Raw genomic sequence first — 1,551 nt, forward strand, 5'->3', positions numbered from 1 at the left:
CGGCCGGCGGCATGCCGACGTTCCGGACGCCGGCGGACACGGCGGCGCTGGCCGACTGGCTGACCACGGTGTCGGCAGAGGTCGATCACGTCGTCGTCTCCCTCGACCTGCTCGCGTACGGCGGGCTGGTGCCCTCGCGGAACACCGTTGACTCGATCTGCGCGGTCATACCTCGGCTCGACGTCCTTCGTGAGCTCGATGCCCCGGTGACCGCGTTCGGTGTCGTCGCCCGATTGCCGACGTACGACGATCCGGGCCGGTCCCGCCAGGAACCGGAGTACTGGGCCGGCCACGGCGAACGGCTGGGCGCGCTGTCGACAGTGTGGGACGAGCATCAGCTGGGTGAAGTCGACGACGACGCCGTCGCTGCCGCCCGGGCGAGCGTGCCCGGCGGCTACGTCCGCGACCTGATCCGCCGACGGGTCCGCAACCATGTCGTGAACCTCGCAGCACTCGAGATGGCCGCCGACGGGGTGTTCGAGACTCTGGTGATCACGTCCGATGACACCGCGCCGCGGGGCTTACCCGCCGGGGAGTGGCGCAGCCTCGCGACATGGATCGACCGGCTCGGGGTGGAGGTGCTGACCTATCCCGGCGCCGACGAGGTCCCGAGCGTGCTCGTCGCCCGTGCCGCTCTCAAGGCGGCCGGGATCGTGCCGACGATCGCGGTGATCTGCCCGGACGGCGACGGGATGGATCGCGTGGCGCCGTACGAAGACCGCCCGGTACGCGTCGGCCTGGCCAACCAGATCCGCGCTTTGGGCGCCGCCCAGGTGAGCGATCCGGGCGAGGCGGACCTGGTCGTGGTCGTACATCCCCCGGCGGCCGTGCCCGGTGACTGGGTGATGAACCCGCCCGATCCAGACCGGCGTTCTCGGCCAGGACCCGTCGTCGACGCCGCGCGCGAATTTCTCGATGCCGGTCACCGGGTCGCACTCGCTGACGTCCACTACGCCAACGGCAGCGACACGGAACTTCTCGCTGCACTGGACGCGGCCGGCGTGCTCGCCCGCCTGACCGCGTACGGCGGATGGAACACCGCAGGAAACACGATCGGCACCACACTGGCCGCCGGTATCACCCCGGTGTTGTCGACGGACGAATCCGCCGAGGCACATCGGCGGCGGTTTCTGGCCCGCAAGATCGTCGAGGACGGCCACTACCTGCCCGTCGTGCGGCGCGCGATCCAGGACGAGGCAGTGGCGCGTGGTCTGGCCGATCCTCCGCTCGAGGAGCTCCCGGCGCTGTGCGAGCGGATCACCACCGAACTTCGGGCCTGGGCCGGCGGCGTGGACGCGCTGGCCGGCTGGACGATCAACCGCGCGAGGCTGCCATGGACCGACACCTTCACCGTCGACTTCGACATCGACCTGGAGTGAACGTGACCGACCACCTGCGCCTGACTCACCGCACCGATGGCATCCTCGTGGGGAATCAACGTCATCGGGAGGTTGAATGACGAGCGCACCGACTGTCGCCGTGATCGGCGTCGGGAGCATCGCCCAGGTGCATCTGCCGGCCTGGCAGGAACTGGGCGCACGCCTGCGAGTG

1 protein-coding gene is annotated in these 1,551 nt (G+C 70.1%); it reads left to right on the forward strand.

Annotation, left to right across the window (positions count from 1 at the left end):
* A partial coding sequence (locus M6444_RS14800; protein WP_298328872.1) for a DUF4127 family protein occupies positions 1-1,379 on the forward strand: 1,379 nt, incomplete at its 5' end.
* Positions 1,380-1,551: the final 172 nt, after the last annotated feature.

Source organism: Haloactinopolyspora sp., assembly GCF_027324685.1.
Taxonomy (GTDB): Bacteria; Actinomycetota; Actinomycetes; order Jiangellales; family Jiangellaceae; genus Haloactinopolyspora.